At 36.5% G+C, this 18,837-nt stretch carries 22 protein-coding genes; 10 read left to right on the top strand and 12 right to left on the bottom strand.

The window, feature by feature from the left end; translation table 11 throughout:
• Positions 1-66: 66 nt before the first annotated feature.
• On the bottom strand, positions 67-639 hold the full coding sequence (locus SOI81_RS09475; protein WP_032053753.1) for a fimbrial protein: 573 nt from the start codon (positions 637-639) through the stop codon (positions 67-69).
• Positions 640-1,048: 409 nt separating this feature from the next.
• Here SOI81_RS09475 and SOI81_RS09470 point away from each other — a divergent pair, with 409 nt between their 5' ends.
• Both SOI81_RS09470 and SOI81_RS09465 read left to right on the top strand, forming a co-directional pair.
• Positions 1,049-1,399, top strand: a complete 351-nt coding sequence (locus tag SOI81_RS09470) for a hypothetical protein (RefSeq protein ID WP_016141244.1) — start codon at positions 1,049-1,051, stop codon at positions 1,397-1,399.
• Positions 1,400-1,462: 63 nt separating this feature from the next.
• Entirely contained in the window at positions 1,463-1,675 is a 213-nt protein-coding gene (locus SOI81_RS09465) for a hypothetical protein (protein ID WP_125699525.1), read from the top strand.
• Positions 1,676-1,724: 49 nt separating this feature from the next.
• Here the strand turns inward: SOI81_RS09465 and bioB are convergent, their stop codons facing one another.
• Both bioB and queG read right to left on the bottom strand, forming a co-directional pair.
• Positions 1,725-2,714 carry a biotin synthase BioB gene (gene bioB, locus SOI81_RS09460; RefSeq protein ID WP_005069622.1) on the bottom strand — a complete coding sequence of 330 codons (990 nt, stop codon included), beginning with the start codon at positions 2,712-2,714 and terminating at the stop codon, positions 1,725-1,727.
• An 87-nt stretch (positions 2,715-2,801) separates the two neighbouring features.
• Entirely contained in the window at positions 2,802-3,902 is a 1,101-nt protein-coding gene (gene queG, locus SOI81_RS09455; RefSeq protein ID WP_320540592.1) for a tRNA epoxyqueuosine(34) reductase QueG, read from the bottom strand.
• Positions 3,903-3,928: 26 nt separating this feature from the next.
• On the opposite strand from queG, the gene SOI81_RS09450 reads away from it, so the two are divergent.
• On the top strand, positions 3,929-5,389 hold the full coding sequence (locus tag SOI81_RS09450) for an NAD(P)H-hydrate dehydratase (protein WP_320540591.1): 1,461 nt from the start codon (positions 3,929-3,931) through the stop codon (positions 5,387-5,389).
• A 4-nt stretch (positions 5,390-5,393) separates the two neighbouring features.
• On the opposite strand, the gene ruvC is transcribed toward SOI81_RS09450, so the two are convergent.
• On the bottom strand, positions 5,394-5,939 hold the full coding sequence (gene ruvC / locus SOI81_RS09445; RefSeq protein WP_002121356.1) for a crossover junction endodeoxyribonuclease RuvC: 546 nt from the start codon (positions 5,937-5,939) through the stop codon (positions 5,394-5,396).
• 197 nt (positions 5,940-6,136) lie between these two features.
• On the opposite strand from ruvC, the gene SOI81_RS09440 reads away from it, so the two are divergent.
• A complete protein-coding gene (locus SOI81_RS09440; RefSeq protein WP_238611153.1) occupies positions 6,137-6,730 on the top strand; it encodes a helix-turn-helix domain-containing protein in 594 nt (197 codons plus the stop codon).
• Complete coding sequence (gene yncA / locus SOI81_RS09435; protein ID WP_239968378.1) at positions 6,727-7,272, top strand: GNAT family N-acetyltransferase; 546 nt, start codon at positions 6,727-6,729, stop codon at positions 7,270-7,272. Before SOI81_RS09440 ends, yncA begins: the two co-directional genes overlap by 4 nt.
• 79 nt (positions 7,273-7,351) lie before the next feature.
• Here the strand turns inward: yncA and blaOXA are convergent, their stop codons facing one another.
• Entirely contained in the window at positions 7,352-8,173 is an 822-nt protein-coding gene (blaOXA, locus tag SOI81_RS09430; RefSeq protein ID WP_239968377.1) for an OXA-213 family carbapenem-hydrolyzing class D beta-lactamase, read from the bottom strand.
• A gap of 392 nt (positions 8,174-8,565) precedes the next feature.
• Here blaOXA and fxsA point away from each other — a divergent pair, with 392 nt between their 5' ends.
• Positions 8,566-9,132, top strand: coding sequence for an FxsA family protein (gene fxsA, locus SOI81_RS09425; protein ID WP_239968374.1), 567 nt, complete (start codon positions 8,566-8,568; stop codon positions 9,130-9,132).
• A gap of 66 nt (positions 9,133-9,198) precedes the next feature.
• Here the strand turns inward: fxsA and SOI81_RS09420 are convergent, their stop codons facing one another.
• On the bottom strand, positions 9,199-9,393 hold the full coding sequence (locus tag SOI81_RS09420) for a hypothetical protein (protein WP_239968373.1): 195 nt from the start codon (positions 9,391-9,393) through the stop codon (positions 9,199-9,201).
• A gap of 259 nt (positions 9,394-9,652) precedes the next feature.
• Between SOI81_RS09420 and SOI81_RS09415 the strand changes: the two genes are divergently transcribed.
• A complete protein-coding gene (locus SOI81_RS09415; RefSeq protein WP_002121448.1) occupies positions 9,653-9,901 on the top strand; it encodes a hypothetical protein in 249 nt (82 codons plus the stop codon).
• A 124-nt stretch (positions 9,902-10,025) separates the two neighbouring features.
• Here the strand turns inward: SOI81_RS09415 and metK are convergent, their stop codons facing one another.
• Positions 10,026-11,192: a methionine adenosyltransferase gene (gene metK, locus SOI81_RS09410; protein ID WP_016141235.1), complete on the bottom strand. Its 1,167-nt coding sequence runs from the start codon at positions 11,190-11,192 to the stop codon at positions 10,026-10,028.
• Between the two features lie 536 nt (positions 11,193-11,728).
• Here metK and tkt point away from each other — a divergent pair.
• Positions 11,729-13,717 (top strand): transketolase, encoded by a 1,989-nt coding sequence (gene tkt / locus SOI81_RS09405; protein ID WP_239976078.1) that lies wholly within the window; start codon positions 11,729-11,731, stop codon positions 13,715-13,717.
• A gap of 56 nt (positions 13,718-13,773) precedes the next feature.
• Here tkt and SOI81_RS09400 read toward each other — a convergent pair whose 3' ends face one another.
• On the bottom strand, positions 13,774-14,181 hold the full coding sequence (locus SOI81_RS09400; RefSeq protein ID WP_239976077.1) for an OsmC family protein: 408 nt from the start codon (positions 14,179-14,181) through the stop codon (positions 13,774-13,776).
• Positions 14,182-14,396: 215 nt separating this feature from the next.
• On the opposite strand from SOI81_RS09400, the gene yceI reads away from it, so the two are divergent.
• Entirely contained in the window at positions 14,397-14,987 is a 591-nt protein-coding gene (gene yceI / locus SOI81_RS09395; RefSeq protein ID WP_224991756.1) for a YceI family protein, read from the top strand.
• A 47-nt stretch (positions 14,988-15,034) separates the two neighbouring features.
• Here the strand turns inward: yceI and SOI81_RS09390 are convergent, their stop codons facing one another.
• Positions 15,035-15,625: a lecithin retinol acyltransferase family protein gene (locus SOI81_RS09390; RefSeq protein WP_224991757.1), complete on the bottom strand. Its 591-nt coding sequence runs from the start codon at positions 15,623-15,625 to the stop codon at positions 15,035-15,037.
• Positions 15,626-15,818: 193 nt separating this feature from the next.
• On the opposite strand from SOI81_RS09390, the gene SOI81_RS09385 reads away from it, so the two are divergent.
• A complete protein-coding gene (locus SOI81_RS09385) occupies positions 15,819-16,577 on the top strand; it encodes a phosphodiester glycosidase family protein (protein WP_239976076.1) in 759 nt (252 codons plus the stop codon).
• Positions 16,578-16,605: 28 nt separating this feature from the next.
• On the opposite strand, the gene SOI81_RS09380 is transcribed toward SOI81_RS09385, so the two are convergent.
• The 3 genes from SOI81_RS09380 to SOI81_RS09370 all read right to left on the bottom strand — a co-directional run bounded on the left by SOI81_RS09380 (position 16,606) and on the right by SOI81_RS09370 (position 18,750).
• Positions 16,606-16,836, bottom strand: a complete 231-nt coding sequence (locus SOI81_RS09380) for a hypothetical protein (protein ID WP_239968363.1) — start codon at positions 16,834-16,836, stop codon at positions 16,606-16,608.
• A gap of 248 nt (positions 16,837-17,084) precedes the next feature.
• Positions 17,085-18,170, bottom strand: coding sequence for a tRNA (uridine(54)-C5)-methyltransferase TrmA (gene trmA, locus SOI81_RS09375; protein WP_239976075.1), 1,086 nt, complete (start codon positions 18,168-18,170; stop codon positions 17,085-17,087).
• Between the two features lie 106 nt (positions 18,171-18,276).
• Positions 18,277-18,750, bottom strand: a complete 474-nt coding sequence (locus SOI81_RS09370) for a GrpB family protein (RefSeq protein WP_239976074.1) — start codon at positions 18,748-18,750, stop codon at positions 18,277-18,279.
• Positions 18,751-18,837: the final 87 nt, after the last annotated feature.

Below are 18,837 nucleotides of genomic sequence, written 5' to 3'. Positions count from 1 at the left end.
ATTCTCAATAATAAATAATAGGTAGGAGATAGCTTCTATTCATGAATAGAAGCTTCAATTTTAATTTTATTGATAAATAATCGTGTATTTTACTTGCGATGTTACCGTACCAGCAGTAGAAGCACCTGTAGCATAATATTCAGCATAATAGTTAAGGTCAGCACTACCACCTGCTGAAACATTTACCCATTGTGAATTAGTCTGTGTTTCATTGGTGCTTGTAGCAAGTACAGGAATGACAGCATTATTACTGCCAAGTAATTGAATATTCACATTTGTTGCTGCACCAGAGGTGGCTTGGTTTAATAACCGACCCGTATTAAAGTCAACGGTAGCACCGGGTTCAAAATAAGTTGCAACCTTACCTGCAGCGGCACAGTTCGTTAAGTTAATTTGAAAAGGCGTACGACCAGCCACATCACCTGCATTCTTTAAGGTTTGAGATGAAACGGTAGGTAAATTGATTGTTAAATTTTTATCTCCAGTATCAATAGTACAAGTATTATCCGTAACAAGACCATTAATAGTAATTGTGCCATCTGCAGCTTGTGCATTTGCTATATTTAAGAGAGAAACAGCCGCCATAAAAATAAATTTTTTCATAAAATCCCCAGAATAGCCCTTTAAAATAAAATCCATTACTTTTCAGTAAGTTTATTCTGATTAAGTAAGGCGAAGGAAATATATCATTTTTCAATCAAAAAACAAGAAAAACATTATATTTATATATATTTTGATCAATTAATTTTTATTAAGAGCGAATGGGTGAGATATTTTTTATCATTTGGTAAAATAATTACCTACTATTTCATTAAAATAAAATTAAAAACTTAAAATATTTAAGTGTTTGTATTTTAATAAATTAATTTAAATTTAAAATATTTTTTATTATAAAATTTCTAAATATGTTGTTAAGTGGTTGTTTTTAAATATTAAATTTATTTTTTATTTAACTTGTGAAATAATTTATTTTTTTAAGAATTTTTTAAGATTCAATTCCTACTGTTTTAGTTGTAATTTAATAAAAGATAATCTGGAGTTCAGTTCCATGAATAGTATGAAGTATAGCTATAAACCTAATTACTTTTTCTTTGCTCATAAATTAGTTTTATTTTTAAAGGATTATCTCATTAAGCATCCGACGGAACAGCAAACAACCTTTAACTTGCAAACGATTTATGACATCTTTAGTCATGATCTTGCTTCGAGTACGACGAACCTTGAAGGTATTTTAAATATTGCAGATGAATATGTCTTTGAAACAGAAGATGGCTTACTTCCACTAATCAGTAAGCATTCAGTCAATCTCAAAAATCATGTGCTTTCTTTAGAATTTTCACCTCAAGCTTTGGCAAGTCTATTGTCGGGGCGTTCGTTGGTAAATCCTAAAGCAGCTTAGATTTTCTTTTAAGGTAGAGTGAACTCATATAAAATTCATAAAATTTATTTTTAAGAGTTATTTATGAGTAAAGACTTTAAAGCTTTAACTTATATTGCGGATGATAATATAGCAGATACAGTAACTTGGCTCTTACACCATCAAGATGTTTTTGATTCTTTTAATTTTGATGTATTGAGCCAAGAGTTCACAGTAACGCATGCGGCAGGCAGGGATATTATTCGAGTCGGAACTTTCCTGAATGCCACTTACGGGATATTAGTAACTTCTATATAAATGAAAAAAGCCCTGAATGATCAGGGCTTTTAAATTTTTAAGTGTTAAGTTAAGCACTCATTGCATCTACTGATAAATCGGCAACCGTTGGTTTTGGCTTTTCAGCAGTTAAACCTAATTTATTAAATAAAGCTTGGTCTTTACCTTCACCAGCATTTGGTGTGGTCAGTAATTTATCGCCAGAGAATAACGAGTTTGCACCAGCCATAAATGCTAAGGCTTGGTCTGAATCACTTAATGATTCGCGCCCTGCAGAGAGACGGATATAACTATGTGGCATGATAATACGTGCAACAGCAATAGTACGGATCCATTCAATGACATCAAGCTTTTCAACATCGGCTAAAGGCGTTCCTTCAATAGGAACAAGCATGTTGATTGGCACAGATTCAGGGTGAATTGGTAGGGTAGCGAGTTCATGTAATAAACCAATTCGGTCTTCACGACTTTCGCCTAAACCTACAATACCGCCACTACAAACTTTCATACCAGCTTGACGAACATAATCAAGTGTATTTAAACGATCATCAAAAGTACGGGTACTAATGATGTGAGAATAATACTCGCGAGATGTATCTAGATTATGGTTGTAATAATCTAAACCAGCAACTTTTAGGCGTTCTGCTTGGGATTGGTTAAGCATACCTAAAGTCATACAGGTTTCCATACCCAATGCTTTAACTTCGCGTACCATTTCTAAAACATAAGGCATATCGCGCTCATGTGGGTTACGCCAAGCAGCACCCATACAAAAACGTGAAGAACCTGAATCTTTGGCAGCTTTCGCTTCACTAATCACTTTTTCAACAGCAATACGTTTTTCTGCTTCTAATTTTGATTCGTAATGTGCCGATTGTGAGCAGTATTTGCAATCTTCAGGACATTTACCCGTTTTAATAGATAAAAGGGTACTGACCTGAATCGAATTGGCAGTGAAGTGCTCACGATGTACTTGCTGAGCCTTGAAAACTAAATCCAAAAAAGGTTGTTCATATAAAGCTTGGATTTCTTCACGATTCCAATCATTACGTAGAGTCATTGTCATATCCATGATGATGGCATTAATTCACTACACATAATCATACAGAATTCGTATTAAAGCTATAGGGCAAAAAACATCATTTTTTTAATTTGATGACTGAACTTGGCTGAGTTGTTGTTCAATTGCCCAATCAATATGCACATTGACAATTTCGTCATGTAAATTCTTGCCATTTTGTAGCTGATCTACAATTTCTTTTGAATAAGGTGCATTGCCTAAACCGATGGCAATATTACGTTTAAATGATTGATAACCTGTCCGGCGGATAGGGCTACCTTCTGTATTGGCTAAAAAAGTGGCTTCATCCCACTGCCAGATATCAAGCAGACTAATATGATCTAATCCATGCCTAGGGTTGAAATCGGTAATTGAAGCTTTTTTCGCAAAGCTATTCCATGGGCAGATTAACTGACAGTCATCACAACCAAAAATTCGATTACCAATTCCTGCACGTAATTCTTCAGCAATAATTCCTTTATATTCGATAGTTAAGTATGCAATACAACGTCTGGCATCTAGCATATAAGGCTCGACAATCGCTTGTGTCGGGCAAATATCGATACACGCGCTACAAGTACCACAATGTGCTGTTGCCGGTTCATCAAAAGGTAAGTCAAGGGATGTAAATAGCTCGCCTAATACAAAAAAAGACCCTGATTTTTTATGAATAAGTAAAGTATGTTTGCCTGTCCAACCCATTCCAGCACTTTCAGCTAATGATTTTTCAAAAATAGGTGCCGAGTCTGCAAAAGGACGAGATTCAAAATCGCCGACTTTTTCACGAATCCTTGTCGCTAAGGTTTTCAATCTACCACGCATGACTTTATGGTAGTCACGGCCACGTGCATAACGGGCGATAATGGCCGAGTTTGGTTCAAAAGGTACATATCGTGGTTTTGGAGATTCCACAAGATAATTCATACGGACACAAATAATACTTTTTGTGCCAGGAACTAATAATTTTGGATCAGCTCGCTTTTCTAGATTTTCTTCTAAATAGGTCATGTCTGCATGATAACCACGTTCTAGATACTCCAAAAAACGTGGCATTTGCTCTTGAGCATCTGGTTTGGCAATGACACAATCAGCAAAACCTAATTCTAATGCTTGAGCTTTGATCCATGCTTTTAATTCATGCGGATCAAGTTGTTGCACTGCAATGCGTGATGTGTCGGAAGATGTCATAAACCAAAATGCAAGGGGATAATAATATGCAGGCGGTAGTTTACCATAGCGATGATATTCGAGCATGGGAGCAGCGTTGGTTTGCTGCACAAAACTCTTCATTAGGTTTAATGCAACAGGCAGCTTGGTCAATTGCTCAGCAGCTTATTGAACTTTTTAAAGATCAGACTATCAATAATATTGCTGTTTGGTGTGGACAGGGCAATAACGCGGGTGATGGTTACTTTATAGCAAGTTACCTTAAACAAGCTGGATTTCAGGTTGAAATATTTGCGGCTCAATTGGGCGAGTCAAATGATTTACATTGTGCAGCGCAATTCGCTAAAGAAATGAAAGTCCAAATTCATTCAAACTTTGATGTGGAAAGAACATTCGATTGCCATATTGATGCGTTATTTGGCATAGGGTTAAATCGCGAATTAAATAGTGATTGGCAACAAGCGATTCAAAAGTTTAATAAACAAGTAGGCCTAAAAATTTCGATTGATATACCGAGTGGTTTACAAGCAAATACAGGACAAGTCTTACCTTTCGCAGTGAGAGCTGATCATACCTTTACCGTTTTAGGGCTTAAAGCAGGATTATTCACAGGACTAGGTAAAGAATATGTAGGAAAAATTCATTTAATTAATCTAATTCCTATAGACCACGAGTTGAAACCTGTGGCTTATTTGGCTCCCACAAATATTAAACTTCCTCAGCGTATGGCATTCGGGCATAAGGGAAGTTACGGGCATATTTTAGTGATTGGTGGACATGAGCAAATGGGTGGAGCAGTCATTATGGCTGCTGAAGCTGCCTTTTATGCGGGTGCAGGAAAAGTGACGGTGGTTTGTCATCGTAATCATCATCAAGCTATTTTGTCGCGGGCGCCTAATATTATGCTTCGTGATATTAATAGTTTAAATGAAAACAATATTAAAGATATTTTATCTCAGGTCGATGCAGTATGTTTTGGAATGGGGTTAGGGCGTGATGAGTGGGCTAACCAAATCTATCAGCAATGGTTTAATTTGTTAAATCAAAGTACACACCTAGAAACTGTTTTAGATGCTGATGCTTTGTGGTTTCTAGCAAAACAACCTGAAAAATTGGGTGCGCATATTTATGCGACGCCTCATCCGGGAGAAGCTGCTACCTTACTTGGTTCTTCTACAGCGCAAATTGAAAATGACCGCATTGCTGCAATTTATGCATTACAACAAAAATATGCAGGCCAGTGGGTACTTAAAGGTGCAGGTAGCCTAATTTTAGAGAATAACTTGTATATTTGTACACAAGGTAATGCTGGAATGGGAACGGGTGGAATGGGTGATGTGTTAGCTGGAATGATTGCAAGCTTGAAAGCCCAGTTCCACCAAGATATTGTGTTACATGAGATTGTTACCCTTCATGCCCAAGCAGGAGATTTTTTAGCTAAAAATGGTATGCGTGGCTTGCAGGCTTTTGAGATGAATCAGGCAATTACTCAAGTGGTAAACCAATAAATTTTTAACGTCTGCGACTGCTAGAGCGGCTTCGACCACGTGCCATACCACCTAAGGCATTTAAAACTGACAGTTTACTCATACTTCCCGATGCATGAGCATGGCAAATGGCAGCAGCAAGGGCATCCGCTGCATCGGATTGAGGCTTAATCGTCAAATTAAGTAATCGCATGACCATCATTTGAACTTGCTCTTTATCGGCAGCGCCATAACCAACCACAGATTGTTTAATTTGACGTGCAGTATATTCTGCAACTTGTAAATCTAAATTAACTAATGCGGCTATGGCAGCACCACGAGCTTGCCCCAGTTTTAAGGCAGAGTCTGGATTTTGAGCCATAAAGACTTGCTCAACCGCAGCTTCAGTAGGGCCATGAAATTTTACAATGCGCTCAACGCCAGCAAAAATACGTTTTAAGCGTTCTGGCATTTCTTGAGTTTCTGTTCGAATTGTACCAGCATCAACAAAACGCAGTTTGCTACCATCTTTTTCAATGATTCCATAACCTGTTAAGCGTGAACCTGGGTCAATTCCAATAATCAATGCCATGTGAAGACTTATATAAGTAATTTAAAGAGTATTGTTACATAGCCAAAACGGTTATGCATGAGTAATTTAAAGAAAGCCGTGATGAATGGTTATTTTTCGGTTTTTATCTTACCCATCTATATTGTTTAAAATCATTTGATGTATTTCTATTTTAATGGAATACTTATCTATAATTTTGGAGTTTGCGTCTGTGCTAGATGGAAGATATTAATATACGCATTGCGCAGCAAGTACGTGAACTACGTCTAGCGCGTGGATATACGCTAGATGTTCTTGCTACCCGATGTCAGGTAAGCCGTTCTGCAATTTCACTCATTGAAAGAGGTGAGGCAAGTCCAACAGCGGTTGTCCTTGAAAAACTGGCAAATGGTTTAGAGGTTCCTTTAACTCAGCTATTCGCCACTTCACAAAATAATCAGTCACCACAACCTATAGTTCGACGTATTCAACAATCAGAATGGAAAGACCCTGAAACAGGATATATTCGCCGTCAAGTCTCTCCTCCAAATTGGAAGTCTCCATTTCAAATTGTTGAAATTGAATTTCCAGCTCATGCCCGAATTACTTATGAAATTAACGAAACCTCTAATGTTGTACAGCAACAGCTTTGGGTGGTTGAAGGGCAAATTGATATTCAATTAGGTGAAGCTTGTTATGCCTTAAGCAAAGGGGATTGCTTAGCAATGCAACTCAACCAACCTGTTATATACATTAATAATTCAGCTCAAGTCGCTCGCTATATCTTAGTCGTCTCTAGTCAACTCATATCTGCCGTTAAGGAATCTTTATGATCTATTCCCTCAATTCTAATTTTCGTTTAATTGATTGTAATGAAGCAGAACATGCAGCGGCTATATTAGAGATACTGAATGAGGCAATTATTAACTCTACAGCACTGTATGATTATGTACCGCGCTCAATTGATTCAATGAAAACATGGTTTTCAGTCAAAAGAGAACATGGTTTTCCAGTGATTGGTATTGTGGATGAGACAAGCAAGTTATTGGGTTTTGCGAGTTGGGGAACCTTTAGAGCTTTTCCTGCCTATAAATATACTGTTGAACATAGTATTTATATTCATCATGAACATCGTGGCAGCGGATTAAGCAAAATTCTAATGCAAGAATTGATTAAGCGCGCTCAAGAGGCCGATCTACATGTATTGATAGGTTGTATCGATGCAACCAACCAAGCGAGTATCGGTTTACATGAAAAAATGGGCTTTATCCATGCAGGTACTTTTAAGCAAGTAGGTTTTAAATTTGGCCAATGGTTAGATGCTGCTTTTTATCAGTTAAATTTAAATACACCACATACGCCAGTTGACGGATAAATAATAAGGTTTTCAAATTTCAAGTTTTAAAATAACCCAGCTTATAAGGATGAGTATAAGCTGGGCTATAAAGTTCAAATTATAAAATACCTAGCTGTTCTAATCCTTTATAAGCAATTTCTTTTCGAATAGAACTAGGTGTTCCTTTTTTCATTTCTAAATTGAGTGAGAACGCTACAATTTCTCCTTGTGGTTGAACGACCCAGCCTGTTAACCAGCCCACTTGAGGCTCCACATCCCATCCCCAACCGCTTTTAGCGTAAATTTTACGTCCGTTTTTTTCTTCTACGAACACCATAGATTGAACTTGTTCTTGTACATTTTTGCTAAAGGGAAGAGTTTTATGTGCTAATTCATAAGCAAACTGTGTTTCCTGTTGAGGCGTAATTTTGAGTGGACCTACAAGCCAAAAATCATCTACTTTTGAACCAATATCAGCATTACCGAAGCCAATACGCTTGACCTCTTTGGACATAAGATCAAGGCCAATTCGTCGAGCTAGTTCTTGATACACAGGAATAGCAGAAGCTTTCATGGCATCACCTAGAGTCATATCCTTTTCCCAATCAGGAAATAAACGCTTTTGTCCATCCCATTTAAACACTTCAGTTGTTGTTGCTTTATGATGTTCAAGACCAATTAAAGCATTTAGCATTTTAAAGGTAGATGCAGGGACATATTCGGTTGATGCCCTTTTTAGATCATTGCCATAAAGTTCCTCTGTATTTCCGCGCTTAATAACCAAAACACCTGTGGTCTGTGCTTGATCAAACAGAGATTTTATTTCTTTTGAATTTTGATGAGTAGAAATAGCGTGTATTTGCTGCTGTTGTACTGTATTGAAAGAACATGCTGACAAAAATATGGTACTAATGGCAAAGAAAAGAGCTTGTTTAATCATAAGGCTATGTTGGTTTAAAAGTATTATTCTTTAATTTAACTTGAATAGCGGTGCTTTTAGATAGAGAAAGTGTAAGCTATTTGCGTGAGTCGTCACTTAAATATCATTTTTAATCCTTTAAAAGCCATACATATTCAAAAAAGCTAAGACTTTTTATTTGACTAAAAACTGATTGTGAGAGAGCTATACTGTTTAAATAGAGTAAAAAAATTAAAATCTGATAAAAGTCGCACTTGATAAACCAGATAGAGCACTCATTAATAATAAAGCATGTTTGTTTTTATCGAGTTAAAATCAAATGTACTCTAGTATTGCAGACTCTGGCTGATTCGATAGGGTTGGGGCAAATAAAACTGCAATGAATTTTCTTTTTGAGATAGATAAAGTTTTACATGAATTTACTTCTTATTGTAGTTCTGGGCGCGATTGTTGAAATTGCCGTATGGATTGGCGTAGCACAGTTCATCAGTGGATGGTATGTGTTCTTTTGGTTCATTTTTGCTTTCTTTATTGGTTTGGGGCTTATTCGCAGAAGTACTGCTGGTATCATGCCTCAATTACAACAAATGCAGATGACAGGCCAGCTTGGTAATGATCCGGCAGTAACTAAAAAACTTGCTTATGCTTTTGCAGGTTTCTTATTAATGTTGCCAGGTCTTGTTTCTGATGTGTTAGCTGTTTTAATTCTGATCCCTGGTGTTCAAACTGCTTTCCGTAATATAGCAATGAAAACTCTTGCAAAGCGCCAACAAGCTATGATGGATAAAATGATGGGGGGTATGGGCGGTAATATGGGCGGACAAAACCCATTTGCTGATTTAATGCGCCAAATGCAAGATATGCAGAATCAACAAGGTGGCAATAGTCAAGGTCAATACCGTGATTCAAGCATTATTGATGGTGAAGCTAGAGAAGTTACTCCAGATCATAAGAAAATTGAACATAAAAATAAGGACTAATAGTTACCTTATTTAAAGGCCTAAACCTCCAGAGTTTAGGCCTTTTTTATTTTAAGTAGATATATATTATTTATTTAGAGACTCTTCAGTCCCGCTAAGATCTTTTTGAGCCAATTCAGTTTGGTCTTCTTGTGGTTTTGTTGGAGGTTGATATTTGTTGGAAGCTAAGGCAGTTTGCTTATTTTCTGATTGTTGATAACCTCGACTTCGGTTGGCTCTTTCGCGAAAGCCACCTTTATTAATGAGCTTTGTATGTGACATGCATTTGCCTCAAATGTGAGATTATTCGCTTATTTTAACAAATTAGACAAAATATCAAAATAAGAAAAATAGTCCTATAAAAATAATATTTAACTTATGTTTTTGTTTTTAGGAAATATTTTTTAATTGACTCAATTGTTCATCTAGATTGAATTATCTTTTCATTTCACATAGGATAAATATAAAGGATGTATAAATTAAAAAATGTAGCAAACCTATTAAAACAACAACGGTTGAAATGAGGGAAGGAGGGTTACCTATGCTATATCAATACCATTGTGCGTGTTGCGACAAAGTTGTGGCATCAACAGATAAATCATGCCCATACTGTGGCTCACAACATATTCGAAGTCCTTATGGCTTATGGATGTTTTGTGTGATGGCTTGTCTAGCGGTTGTCGTTGTATTTAAAGTTGTCCATATCTATATCCAAAACCATCAAGATACTCCTACACAGTCAACATTACTTGATGTATTAAATCAGGATGATAAAACGACAAGACAATAAACTTTGATTACAGCTATAAATGATATGGCGTCAAGGATGATTGCTAGAAGACTAAACCCTACATACCATAGAGTTTTAAGTATAAAAAAGCCCGCTCAATCGCGGGCTTTTTTATGACGGCATATTAGAGACCAGCAGCATCTTTAAGGGCATCAACTTTATCAGTTTTTTCCCAAGTAAATGCAGAGTCTGAACCTTCACGACCAAAGTGGCCATAAGCCGCAGTTTGTTTGTACATTGGTTGAATAAGGTTCAACATACGAGTAATACCAAACGGTCTTAAATCGAAGTGGTCACGTACAAGTTGAATAATCAACTCATCAGAAACTTTTGCTGTACCAAAGGTATTAATTGAAATTGAAGTAGGTTCTGCTACACCAATGGCATAACTCACTTGAATTTCACATTTGTCAGCAAGACCAGCAGCTACAATATTTTTTGCAACATAACGACCTGCATAAGCAGCAGAACGGTCAACTTTAGACGGGTCTTTACCAGAGAAAGCACCACCGCCGTGACGAGCCATACCACCGTATGTATCAACAATAATTTTACGACCTGTTAAACCACAGTCACCTACAGGTCCACCAATTACGAACATACCTGTTGGGTTAATATGGAATTTAGTTGCTGCATGGAACATTTCAGCAGGGATGATCGGTTTGATAATTTCTTCAATAACCGCTTCTTTAAGCTGGCTTTGAGTAATTTCAGGATCGTGCTGAGTAGATAAAACAACAGCATCTAGACGTACAGGCTTGCCATTTTCATATGCAAAAGTAACTTGGCTTTTTGCATCTGGACGTAACCATGGAAGTGCACCTGAACGGCGAAGTTCAGCTTGACGCTCCATTAAACGGTGAGCATAAGAAATCGGCGCAGGCATAAGCACGTCTGTTTCACGGCTTGCATAACCGAACATTAGACCTTGGTCACCAGCACCTTGATCTTCAGGTTTTTGACGGTCTACACCTTGAGCAATTTCAGGTGATTGTTTACCGATCATATTGATTACAGCACACGTTGATCCATCAAAGCCAAGATCAGAGTGGTGGTAACCAATACCGTTAACAGTATTACGAACAACAGCTTCAACATCAATATTAGCAGTCGTTGTCACTTCACCTGCAAGTACAACAGCGCCTGTTTTTACCAGTGTTTCACAAGCAACACGTGCGTATGGGTCTTCTTTTAAGATTGCATCCAAAATAGCGTCGCTAATTTGGTCGGCCATTTTATCGGGATGACCTTCGCTTACAGATTCCGAGGTAAAAACAGCGTACTCGCGCATGAAAGTCCTATCTTGGTTATTTCAAAAGACATAATATGTTACATCGACTTGAGCTTGAGGACCAGTTCATACTGACTAAAAAGCATGAATTTATTTCATTTATAGTGTGTTTTAATTGATAAGTGTATTAGTAAAATTGATATAGAGAGTTATAATTTAAAGTATTTATATTTTAACAACTTGTTGCTAGTGTATTTTTTAGACATGTAAATCAATAAAAAGATGCTATCTGAAAATTTGGACTTTAAAGAAAACTAATACGATCAGCTTATGCAAGATGAGGGTAATATTTTAACTATATATCAAAAACTAACAGGGGAAATACTTTGAAATTTGAGTACTCTGCAGAGAAATGAGCATTGTTTTATATAACTTAAAGATTCAAATGTTTTTTGTGTAACCAAGAAACGGTTAAAAATAAAGAAATATACCTTGTTGGGGTTTACCCTAAGCCTTTTTTTTAAGACAATATAGCGGCATTGAATGGTTATTCATCTTCTTCTTTTCATCAATCTATTAAAATTGGATTCTGATCTATGACGACCCCTTTAAACGAACGTCGTATTGCAAATGCAATTCGTGTATTGGCAATGGATGCTGTGCAACAGGCAAACTCAGGGCATCCAGGTGCTCCAATGGGGATGGCAGATATTGCTGACGTCGTCTGGCGTGAGTTTTTAAATCACAACCCAACAAATCCACAATGGGCAAACCGTGACCGTTTCGTTTTATCAAATGGCCATGGGTCAATGTTGCAATACGCTTTGCTTCATTTAACAGGTTATGATCTTTCAATTGAAGATTTAAAACAGTTCCGTCAATTGCATTCTAGAACTCCTGGTCATCCTGAATATGGTTATGCACCGGGTGTAGAGACGACAACTGGTCCTTTAGGTCAAGGTATTGCTAATGCTGTTGGTTTTGCTTTAGCAGAAAAAACATTGGCTGCTCAATTTAATAAAGATGATTTAAAAGTTGTTGACCATTTCACTTACTGTTTCTTAGGTGATGGCTGTTTAATGGAAGGTATTTCTCACGAAGTATGTTCTTTAGCTGGCACATTACAACTTGGTAAATTGATTGCTTATTATGATGATAATGGTATTTCAATTGATGGTGAAGTAGAAGGTTGGTTCAGTGATAATACAGAAGAGCGTTTCAAAGCCTATGGTTGGCAAGTTCTTCGTGTAGATGGTCATGATGCTGATGCGATTCGTCAAGCGACAATCGAAGCAAAAGCTGAAACTCAAAAACCAACAATCATTATGTGTAAAACCATTATTGGTTTAGGTTCACCAAATAAACAAGGTAAAGAAGACTGTCATGGTGCGCCATTAGGTAAAGATGAGATTACTTTAACTCGTGAAGCATTAGGCTGGAACGAAGAAGCATTTGCTATTCCTGCTGATATATATGCTGCATGGGATGCGAAAGCAAAAGGTAGCGAGTCTGAAGCAGCTTGGAATGCGGTATTTGCACAATATCAAGCAAAATATCCAACTGAAGCAGCTGAGTTACTTCGTCGTATTAGTGGTGATTTACCGGCAGAATTTGCAGCTCAAGCAGATGCTTTCATTCGTGAAACAAATGCGAAAGGTGAGACAATTGCAACACGTAAAGCAAGCCAAAATACATTACAAGCATTTGGTCCTTTATTACCTGAATTGTTAGGTGGTTCTGCTGACTTAGCGGGTTCTAACTTAACACTTTGGAAAGGTTGCCAAGGTATTCAAGAAAACCCAGCGGGTAATTATGTATACTATGGCGTACGTGAATTTGGTATGACTGCAATCGCTAATGGCGTTGCATTACATGGTGGTTTCGTTCCTTACGTTGCAACATTCTTAATGTTTATGGAATATGCACGTAATGCAGTACGTATGTCTGCATTAATGAAACAACGTGTAATTCATGTTTATACACATGACTCAATTGGACTAGGTGAAGATGGCCCAACTCACCAACCGATTGAACAAATTGCTTCATTACGCGGTACACCTAACTTAAATACATGGCGTCCTGCAGATACTGTAGAAACTGCAATTGCTTGGAAATCTGCTTTAGAACGCAAAGACGGTCCTACAGCACTTATTTTCTCTCGTCAAAACTTACCATTCCAAACACGTTCTGAAGAACAAATTCAAAACGCTGCAAAAGGTGGTTATGTACTTGCTCAAGAAAAAGGTGAATTAAAGGCAATTATTATTGCAACTGGTTCTGAAATTTCTTTAGCAATGGAAGCTTATGCACAACTTGAAGGTGTGCGTGTAGTTTCTATGCCATGTGCAGAAGAATTTATGAAACAAGATGCTGCATATCGTGAAGCAGTATTACCAGCTCATATCCGTGCGCGTGTGGCAGTTGAAGCAGCTCATGTTGACTACTGGTGGAAGTTTGTTGGTCTTGATGGCAAAGTAATTGGTATGACAACTTATGGTGAATCTGCACCAGCAAAAGATTTGTTCCAATTCTTTGGTATTACAACTGAAGCTGTTGTTGCAGCAGTAAAAGAATTAACTGCTTAAATATTAGAGTAGTGTAGAAAAGCGCTCCTAGTGGAGCGCTTTTTTTATTTAAAACTTTAAATGCTAAGTTCTGTTTGGATATTAATCTGAGAGGTTAATAATTTATGAATAGGGCAGTTCTCGGCAACTTTTAATAAGCGCTTGTGTTGATCTTCAGTGAATTCACCTTTGAGTGTGATTTTTCGTTCGATATTATTTTGGCCTGCTTGTGGTTCACCATTGGGGTTTAATACTAAATCCACTTGAACATGATCTAGCTTAATACCTTTATGGTTTGCATACATTTCTAATGTAATGGTGGTACAAGCACCTAAAGCAGATAATAAAATCTGAACTGGGTTTGGAGCAGTATCTAGGCCACCTTTATCAGTTGGTTCATCTGCAAACCATTGATGACCTGAAGGATCGGTGAGAGTTACTCGATATGGGGTAGAAGTACTTTGTGCTTGAGCAGTATTAGCCATGTTTTACCTTATTATGAATTAATAAATTTTAAGTAAAAATGAAATTCTAGAATTCGAACACGGTATGACAGTACCGCTATTTTATAATATTAGTTTTAAATAATAACTGTAACGCTTTTATTGTTGCATGGATGAAACATATCGTTTTATAAAGAATGGTGAATTAAATTACTTGATGTATACACTAACGACTATATCAATAAGGGATACGAAAAATGCATCTTAAAACATTAAGCTTCGGTTTGGCAGTAGCATTGGCTAGTTCAGTTACTTTAGCTGCACCAGTAGACTACAAAATTGACCCAACACATACAGCTACTGTTTTCTCATGGAATCACTTTGGTTTTTCTACTCCAAGCGCTAACTTCTCGGATATCCAAGGTGTAATTAAAGTTGATAATGCTAAACCAGCAAATTCGTCTGTAAACGTAACTATTCCTTTAAGCAGCGTAAATACAAACGTGCCTGCTTTAGATAAAGAATTCCAAGCAGAAGCTTGGTTTAATGCGGCTAAATATCCAAACATTACTTTTAAAAGTACTAAAGTTGAAACCAAAGACAAAAAGCACTTTAAAATTACTGGTGACTTAACTGTTAAGGGTGTAACTAAGCCTGTTGTACTTGACGCTGTTTTAAACAAGCAAGGCGAACACCCAATGGCGAAAGTTCCAGCGATTGGCTTTAATGCTACAACTTCATTCAAGCGTTCTGACTTCGGTTTAGGTAACTATGTGCCGAATGTAGGCGATAAGATTACTGTAAATATTACCACTGAAGCAACTGCTGCTAGCGCAGCTAAAAAATAAGTTATAAGTTTTCTAAAAAAGCTCTCAAATATGAGGGCTTTTTTTATTTAGGCTGATTCTTTTTTATCCGGATCTATAAATACTAAAGGCGCTGAAGGATCGATATTTCTTTTCTGAGATTTTTCTCTTAAAAATTGATAAGTAGGGACTTTCCTTTTTGCCTGATCACGTAATTTCTTTTTAATATAAAGCACCAGAGCAAAACACGTGGTGGCTACGGTCAGCATCATGCCATTCATATAACTCATGATTGAGCTTACATAACCAATGGTCGTTAAACGATGCATCATCCGTTCAACTTGGGTACTACTTTCAATGCCGGTAATTGCCCAGCTACATAGATGTTCACAGTTATTAATAATGAGATGGTAGTGATTTTCGTGCATACGCGAACGCATGCGGCGAACCACAATTTTCCCTTTATAACGTGGTCTGTCATATGAACGGACGTGTATTGTTTTTCCATGTGAGAATGCATCTATTGAGGTGATTTCAATTGGACGTTTTTTGATGAAATGAGCTAATCCGGAATAATGGATAACTCGACCTCTCCCTGCATATATACCATGATGGCTATAGCCGAGATGCTTTACGATGAGGTGAGCCCCTAAAGGGTAGCGTTTATTCGGTTGTTGCATGTTTACGCTGATCCAATAAAGTGTAAATGGCTTTTATTGAAAAGCTGCTAAACATTATAACCAATATCAGCAATTTGGAGTGTATTGATTACGTCGAATGAATGAGTTTGATGCATATCCAATCTATTCATATTTCTTGTATATAATTTAGTTACTTAATATGAAGGAAAAATGTCATGTCAGGTGTTATTCAATGAAATGGGTAGTTGGGTGCTTCGCTTTGTATGGGCTTTTGTTTCAGGCCGCATATGCTATAGATTACCAGCAAATTCAAACTGTAGAAGGTGATCAATACGAGGTAGTTTCGATCAACGAACTTAAAGCATTGCGCTTATTTTTAAAAAATCCTCATAATCAACAATATTACAAAAGCTTTAACACTATTCAGGAACAATTAAAACAATGTGAGCAACTTAGCTTTGCAATGAATGCAGGGATGTTTCATTTAGGGTTTTCTCCAGTAGGGTTGTATGTTGAACAGAGTAAGGTGATTCAGCCCCTAAACAAGAATAAAGGATTTGGAAATTTCTTTTTACAGCCGAATGGTGTGTTGGCTTGGAACAAAAAACAGGCCTATGTTTTAACTACACAACAATATAGCCGAAAAAACTTGAAAGTTGATTATGCAACTCAATCAGGTCCGATGTTAATTATTAATGGAAAGATAAATTCCCTTTTTGTAGTGGATTCTCAATCAAAGAAAATTCGTAACGGTGTTGGTATTCGAAATAATAAACTCTACTTTGTAATATCGAAGAATAGCGTGACTTTCTATAATTTTGCCGAGTTCTTCCAAAGAAACCTTAAAGTAGAGCAGGCTTTATATCTGGATGGCTCTATTTCTAGTTTATATGTGCAAAAGAACAAGCGGAATGATCACCAATTTGAATTGGGTCCAATGGTGGGCTGGGTAGATCAATCGAGTTGTAGGTTGAAGAGAAATGAAATGTAAAAAAGCCAGTACAAGACTGGCTTTTTAATTAATGAATAGATGGTTTTTGAGCGACTTCATTTAACTCTTTTCGGCTATAACCACGGGAAATAAGAACTCTTTTAATTCCCTTAATGACATCTTCATCTGTTGCTTGTGCTAGCGCACTTAGAAGTTGTTCATTAGTTTTACATGAGCAGTCATTTTCAACACAAGCAGTTTGATTTTTATGCTCGTTATGCTGTTGATCTGCTAAGAACAGCTTTTGCCAAAAACTCATAGAGCCTTCATATACAACCTAACATAGCTCGAAATATAGCCAATTTAAAATAAAATACAAGACTCTATAAGTGATAATTCCACCAGTTGAACTCGAGAATTTTCGATAGGAATGCTTGAGTTAAACGAAATTATGACACACAGATAACTTGATATTTTTTGAAAATTTAAATACTTAAATAAAAAAACTTTAAAAAATAAGGAGGTATATAACCTCCTTATTTAAAAATTTACAATGAAAGATTTTGTTTAAATCTTCTCAAGTAAAACACCAGACTCTACATGATGTGTATAAGGGAACTGATCAAATAAGGCAAATTTAGTCACTCGATGAGTTTGACTGAGTGTTTTTAAATTTTCATATAAAGTGTCAGGGTTACATGAAATGTAGATAATACGTTCAAAACCTTGTAAAAGTTTTAAAGTCTCATCGTCAATTCCTGCGCGTGGAGGATCTACAAATACCGTATCAAAGTCATAACTTTGAATATCAATATTTGCTTCTTGTAGACGACGGAATTCTCGTTCACCTTGATAAGCCTGAGTAAACTCTTCAGCAGATAGACGTGCTACCTGAATATTATCAATCTGGTTCTGTTCGATATTCCATTGAGCTGCATAAACAGATGATTTTGCAAGTTCAGTAGCCAGTACTCGTTCAAATTTTAAAGAGAGTGGAAGGGTAAAATTACCATTACCACAATAGAGTTCTAATAAGTGTTTTTTCGATCCTTCAGCTGCATCACATGCCCATTGCAGCATTTTTTTGCAAACTTGAGCATTAGGCTGGGTAAAGCTACTTTCGATTTGTTTATATTTAAATGAACGATTTAAAAGTTCGAATTCTTCAACCACGAAATCATCGCCAATAATAATTTTCTGGCCACGACTACGGCCCATAATTTTAATATCTAATTTTTCAGCAAGCGCTTTAGCGGCTTGTTCCCATTCCTGATCCAGTTTACGGTGATAGATTAAGGTAACTAACATTTCTCCGCTAAGAGTTGCGAGAAAATCAGCTTCAAATAAACGATTAGAAAGCTTAGGTTCAGCTTTAAGTTCTTCCAAAAGTTTTGGCATTAAATTATTGATGCTTTGATCTGCAATAGGAAATTCATCAATACGTACAACAGTTTTTTGCTTGTCGTCATCATTACGCTCAAACATGGCATAGAACATATCATTTTCTGTGTGCCAGATACGAAATTCAGCACGCATACGGAAATGTTGTTCAGGTGATTCAAACACTTCTAATGTAGGTGGTGTAAATTCAGAAAATTGAGTAATAATGCGGTCAATTTTAGCTTGAAGTTGTTGACGATAAGAAGAGGTCATAGACAATGAAAATTTAGACAGAATCAAATAGTGAATGGTATCAAAAAAATTGAACTTGCAGGAGCCAATTTTAACCAGATATTTATAAGAGAAAGGAATGCTGAGACTAGGGTTGATTTAAAACGCGATTAATAAAATCTGATTTTACTGCTCTGTATTGATCGTGATCTAAATGGCCACACTGTAATTTTAATTGATTATATTCATTGACCAATATGGGTGACTCTATAAGCTTATTTTTAAATGTTAAGAAAAATGTGAATATTGAATCTGATACTACAATTTGAAAAGCAACATCATCGTCGTTGAGTGACTCGAGCATACAAAGCTCATGCGTTCTTAGTGTATTTGGCTTTTCGATAAAGTTGAGTGTTTTTAGGCGTTCAATTGCGCATTCAAATTGCTCAGGCATAACTTCAATATAAATATCTAGATCACCTTTAGAAATTGCATTTGGAATAGCGGATGAACCAATATGCTCAATTTTGGCAAATGGTAGAAGGGCGCAAATAGCTTTGTGATATGAATTAAAAAGTTGAGTGCATCTTTGTTGATATTTTTCTGGTTTTAAAAAGACCATTATTAGAATCTCGAATTGATAAAGTTTATATATTTAATAATAGATTAGTTGATTAAATAAAAAAGCCCAAATACTGAGATTTGGGCT

Source organism: Acinetobacter pittii, from assembly GCF_034067285.1.
Taxonomy (GTDB): Bacteria; Pseudomonadota; Gammaproteobacteria; order Pseudomonadales; family Moraxellaceae; genus Acinetobacter; species Acinetobacter pittii_E.
Note: the sequence above shows the minus strand (reverse complement) of the source record. Positions and strands in the feature narration are given on the sequence as shown.